The sequence below is a fragment of the Bacillus cereus group sp. N8 genome (genome assembly GCF_016483685.1).
GTDB lineage: Bacteria > Bacillota > Bacilli > Bacillales > Bacillaceae_G > Bacillus_A > Bacillus_A proteolyticus.
Genome location: NZ_JAEHBK010000207.1, coordinates 1 through 242 on the forward strand (window position 1 = coordinate 1; position 242 = coordinate 242).

A 242-nucleotide genomic window follows, 5' to 3' on the forward strand; every position below is an offset into this window, starting at 1 on the left:
CCACCTCACTTTATACGTGTACATTTTCTTTTTTTACAAGTTCGTACATATACTGCATTAATTCATCTTTCAATTCTTCATGCTGAAGTGCCATTTCAATTGACGTCTTAATAAATCCAAATTTCTCACCAACATCATAACGTGTACCTTCAAAGTCATATGCAAACACGCTCTGAATTTCATTTAAACGATGAATCTCATCTGTTAATTGCTGTCTCTTATAAACATCTCCTAGCCAACTA

At 33.5% G+C, this 242-nt stretch carries 1 pseudogene; it reads right to left on the reverse strand.

Features of this window, described 5'->3' with window-relative positions:
• Window positions 1-10 precede the first annotated feature (10 nt).
• Window positions 11-242, reverse strand: a pseudogene (locus JDS80_RS31020) (hypothetical protein); the annotation flags it as partial.